At 31.1% G+C, this 5,146-nt stretch carries 7 protein-coding genes; all 7 read right to left on the reverse strand.

Translation table 11 applies throughout. From position 1 onward, the window contains the following. Nucleotides 1–249, reverse strand: a 249-nt coding sequence (locus KHW44_RS06195; RefSeq protein ID WP_304067270.1) for a recombinase family protein, incomplete at its 3' end; no start/stop codon positions are given. Between the two features lie 39 nt (nt 250–288). After that, a complete protein-coding gene (locus KHW44_RS06200) occupies nt 289–420 on the reverse strand; it encodes a hypothetical protein (RefSeq protein ID WP_304067273.1) in 132 nt (43 codons plus the stop codon). A gap of 157 nt (nt 421–577) precedes the next feature. Further along, nucleotides 578–1,225 carry a redox-sensing transcriptional repressor Rex gene (locus KHW44_RS06205; protein WP_304067276.1) on the reverse strand — a complete coding sequence of 216 codons (648 nt, stop codon included), beginning with the start codon at nt 1,223–1,225 and terminating at the stop codon, nt 578–580. A gap of 121 nt (nt 1,226–1,346) precedes the next feature. After that, nucleotides 1,347–2,813 carry a carbon starvation protein A gene (locus KHW44_RS06210; RefSeq protein WP_304067279.1) on the reverse strand — a complete coding sequence of 489 codons (1,467 nt, stop codon included), beginning with the start codon at nt 2,811–2,813 and terminating at the stop codon, nt 1,347–1,349. A gap of 192 nt (nt 2,814–3,005) precedes the next feature. Continuing rightward, the gene (gene folK / locus KHW44_RS06215) at nt 3,006–3,824 is read right to left on the reverse strand and encodes a 2-amino-4-hydroxy-6-hydroxymethyldihydropteridine diphosphokinase (protein WP_304067282.1); all 819 of its coding nucleotides are present in this window, start codon (nt 3,822–3,824) and stop codon (nt 3,006–3,008) included. Next, complete coding sequence (gene folP / locus KHW44_RS06220) at nt 3,824–4,639, reverse strand: dihydropteroate synthase (protein WP_304067285.1); 816 nt, start codon at nt 4,637–4,639, stop codon at nt 3,824–3,826. Before folP ends, folK begins: the two co-directional genes overlap by 1 nt. Nucleotides 4,640–4,650: 11 nt before the next feature. Further along, nucleotides 4,651–5,146: HD domain-containing protein (locus KHW44_RS06225; RefSeq protein WP_304067288.1), on the reverse strand; the 496-nt coding region annotated here is incomplete at its 5' end.

Below are 5,146 nucleotides of genomic sequence, written 5' to 3' on the forward strand. Positions count from 1 at the left end.
CATGTTGACCTTCTTGGCTTCGATATCCTCAATCATGCGCTGAAAGTCAGGGCGGTCAAAACTGGTACCGCTCCAACCATCATCGACATAGGTATCGTAAACGGAAAGGCGATGCTGCTGAACAAATTCATTGAGCAGGGATTTCTGGTTGGTTACACTTTGGGATGGTCCTTCGGTCTCGTCCTCCTTTGATAAACGAATGTACAATGCGACATGGTAATCCATAGGGTTGCTTATTTCTAAGTACATAGTTTCCTCCTTGAAATAAGCGACCACTCATCGCAAACATTATACAACGGGTTTCTCAGATATCGCAAGGATGCGGACAAGATAAAGCCGAAAAGACTCCTCCAGCAACTCAGCGAGGCTCTTTTCGGCTTCGGTATATATGCAGTGCACAACAGGCAAGGTTTGTTTCATACGTTCTACCTCCTTTGTTCATCGTATGTAAAGGGGCAAATTTTCTTGCCTGTCCATGTTGTGAAATTGATTGAAGTTCCCTAGCTGTACAAGCATCTTCAAAAAATTTGTAACATTCGTTACAATAAAAAACGGCGTTATAAAACGCCGAATATAATTAATTTTTAGTTCCTGGATAATCTGCCAAATTATTCATGTAGTATGTTAATGTGTATAAACTTTCATCAAGATGTACATTTTCTAATACAACATTTTTTGGTAATTTCAAATCCAATGAAGCAAAATTCCAAATACCTTTTATGCCACCATCAACTAGCTTATCACAAACATCTTGAGCTACATCTGTTGGTAGGGCAATAACAGCTATTTCTGGTTTCTTTTCTTTTAGATACTCTTCAATATTATCAATATCTCTGATTTCATAATCTGAAATTTTTGTACCTACTTTTTTACCATGGTCAAACACATCAACAATATTAAAACCTGAAGATTTAAATCCTTTATAATTCATTATGGCTTTTCCAATATTTCCACAACCCAAAATGATCGCTTTATAAGATTTGTTTATTCCCATAATTTTTTCAATTTCTGATTTCAATTCTTCGACATTGTATCCGTATCCTTGTTGACCAAAACCACCGAAATGATTTAAATCTTGTCTAATTTGAGAAGCAGTTAAACCTGTAATGCTGCTCAATTCTTGACTTGATACTCTTATTATTCCCTTTTGCTCGATCATTCCTAAATATCTGTAGTATTTTGGAAGTCTCTTAACAACAGCTAATGATACTCTTGCCCTTGCCATATTATCACTCCATTCATTGTTATTAATATAATTATATCAAAAAAATATTTTAATTTCAATAATTCTGCAATTAATTTGAATAGCAAAAAATCAAGCAGACTTAACTGCTTGATTTTTTTAATTATCCTATTAATTCAGATTTAGTTTGTCCAATTTTACCTTTTTTAATAACAAATACTGTAAATAAAACTACGAATATGAAACCTACAATATAACTTGCTAAGTATCCATCCATTCCTAATCTCTTATCAAGTGAGAATCCCAAATCAGCATGCGCAATATAACTTGAAACTATAAATGCATAAAACATTCCTGGTATCATTGTTATAAAGTAATTTTTCTTATTGATATATAAATATACTGTAATCAACATTAAAGCAAATACAGCTACCAATTGATTAGTAAAACCGAAGTATCTCCATAATAAGTTAAATCCATTTCCATTTGTCTTGGCAAAATAAAGAATCGCGATAGCAAAAACATAAATTAGTAAGCTTAACAAAATTCTATTTTTAACAGATTTTTGACTTATATTGAATTGTTCACCTATCATTAAACGAAGTGATCTAAATGCAGTATCTCCACTTGTAATTGGTAATACAATTACTCCAATAATAGCGAACAAGCCACCAATTTTGCCCATAAAAGTTTTAGAAATTATACCAACCATCAAAGTAGCGTTAGTATCCAATGCTGTACCTCTATTGAAAAGTACCATGGCACCTGAAGCCCAACACATAGCTATAAGTCCTTCTGCAATCATCATATTGTAGAATGTAGATCTTCCTTCATGTTCATTTTTTACTGTTCTAGAAATAAGTGTAATTTGTGATCCATGAAAACCTGAAAGAATTCCACAAGCAACCGTGATGAAAAATACAGGAATAAAGCTTTGGCCCAAAGGATGCTTACTTAATAAAACCCCTTCAGTAATATTGTGTAAATTAGCCCCACCATCTAAGAAAACTCCACCTAATACACCAATAGCACTGACTATTAAAATAGCACCGAAAATAGGATAAACTCTTCCTATTATCTTATCAATCGGAAAAAGTGTAGCTAATAGATAATAAATCAAAATAATTCCATATACAATCCAAATTATTCCTCCGTTGACATCCTTATGTAAAATGTCATTAACAATTAAATCTCCCGGCGTATAAATAAATACTACACCAACTAAAAGCATTAATATCCAAATAATAATATTATAAACTTTATTAGTAGTTTTCCCCATATACTTTTTTATCATTTTTGGAACTTGAGCCCCTTCATTTCTCATAGACATCATTCCTATGAAATAATCATGAGTTGCCCCAGCTAAAACACATCCAATTGGAATAGTTAGAAATGCTATAGGCCCAAATAAAATACCTTGAATCGGTCCCAAAATAGGTCCAGTTCCTGCGATATTTAGAAGTTCAATGAGTTGATTCTTCCATTTTTTCATTTCGACAAAGTCTACACCATCAGCCAGTGATGTTGCAGGTGTTATTCTATCGTCTGGTTGGAATACTTTTTCGCAGTATTTTCCGTAAAAATATCCACCTACGAATAAAATTAATATACCGATTATAAATAAAATCATATTTCCCCCTAATTAAAAATTTACTATGATATTATAATAATATAAAGTCTATTAAAATTCAAAGAAAAATTTTAATTGTAACTTACTCATCACCTTTTTATCTTATTTTTTAAGTGATAATTTCAAGTTTTCATTTATTGTATTTTTAAATAAAAAACAACGACTTAAAAATCGTCGTTTTTAAAAAATTTTCTATTTGTTTTCTAATTCATTTAGCAATTGTTCGAGTGTTTTATTTAAGACAGGATGCACAAAAAATTGTGCAAAATCATTTAATGGTTGCAATACGAACTTTCTATCTTGAACATACGGATGAGGAACTTTCAAATCATCAGTATATATTATTTCGTTATCACAAAATAAGATGTCAATATCTATAGTTCTAGGTCCCCATTTTTCGTGCCTTTCTCTACCAAGATCTAACTCAATTTGTTGAGTTATTTTCAGCAAATCTTCAGGCTCTTCGTATGATTCTATTTCAACGGCACAATTTAGAAAATCTTCCTGATCAGTTTTCCCCCAAGCTTTTGTAGTGTACATTTCAGACACGTTTTTTAATTCAATACTATTTGTGTTTTTCAATCTATCAATAGCAGAATTAACATATTCTTGTTTATCTCCAATATTGGATCCTATTCCCAAAAAAAATCTTCTTTTTTTTCTGTTAATTGTCACTTTAACGGTATCAAGTGGCAAATTAATTGGAGCCCACGGTTTTTTTATTTCGACAGTAAGTTCTTGTACGATTTTGTATTTTTCAAATATAAACTCAACTAATTTATAAGCTACTGTTTCTATTAAGTCTATTGATTCTGAACGAAAATAATCGTAAATTTCTTTACTTAAAACTCCATAGTGAATTGAATCTTCCAAATTATTGGAGGTTGCACCTTTTTTCATATTGTATCCCATCTTCAAAGTAACCAAAAATTTTTGTCCCAATTCTTTTTCAGATTGAAATACTCCATGGTTAGCGTATATTTCTAAATCTTTTACTAAAAGGTAGTCCATTATTTTCCTTCTCTTTTTATAGCCAAAGCCATTCTCATAGCATCATAACTTTCTTTTACATTGTGCACTCTGAAAATTGAACATCCATTCATTACACCAATAGCAGTTGTTATTGCTGTTCCAAAATCTCTTTCAGTCGCTACATCTATTCCCATAGCTTTACCAATAAATCTTTTTCTACTCGTTCCCAATAAAACAGGATATCCCAAATCGACAAATTCTTTTATTCTATTTACAACTGTTAAATCTTTTTCATAATCTAGTGCAAATCCAACTCCCGGATCCAATATAATTAATTCTTCTTTTATTCCAGCTTTTTTTGCTAATTCAACTGATTCTAATGTTTCTCTATTTAAGTCCTTCATTAAGTCATTATAATGATTGTTGTCTTTATTGTGCATTAATATTACTGGTATATCTAATTCCTTAGCAGTTTGTGCCATTTCTGGATCTGATTTCAATCCCCAAACATCGTTTAAAATATCTGCTCCTTCTTTCACAACTTCTCTCAAAGTATTAGCTTTGTAAGTGTCTAAAGAAATTGGAATATCAAAGTTTTCTCTTATTTTTCTAATAATAGGAATAACTCTTTCAAGTTCTTGTTCAGATGACAAAGGAGTAAAGCCTGGTCTTGTTGATTCAGCCCCAATATCAATGATACTAGCTCCTTCCTTTATCATATCTTCAACGTGTTTAACAGCTCTGTCAACATCATTCCATTTCCCACCATCAGAAAATGAATCTGGTGTTACATTCAAAATACCCATTATATATGCATCGTTTTTAAAATCAAATTCTTTGTTTCTAATTAACATTTTGTATCCTTTCAATAAATAACCGTTTTATTTTTCTTTTCTTCTGACCAATTACAAATACTTCTAGCAGGACATCTAAAACACATCCTTGACAGCTTATCTGCTTTGTAAAAAATCTCTATAAATCTATCATCGTTTTCTTTATTAGTTCTATGATGTTTAATTGCACTTATTATTCGTTGTTTTGACTTTTCATCAAAATCCAAATCTTTCAAAATTTCTTGAGCAATTTCTTGTGATAATATACTGTGATTAATCCCAGTATCCACTTCGTCAGCTCTTCCCAAATCATGTAAAAGCGCTGTAACATATATTAAATCCTTATCAATATTCAGATTCTCTTCTAAATTAATAATATAGCAAATTCTAGCTACATCCATTAGATGGGAGAAATCGTGTTTACAAAAAACACGAGTTTTCTCATCATCTTCAATTTTATTTATTTTTTCATTAAATAAATTGTGATTAAGGACAATGTCAGTATTTTTCATTATAATCCCATTAATC

This window comes from Finegoldia magna (assembly GCF_018371055.1).
Taxonomy (GTDB): Bacteria; Bacillota; Clostridia; order Tissierellales; family Peptoniphilaceae; genus Finegoldia; species Finegoldia magna_I.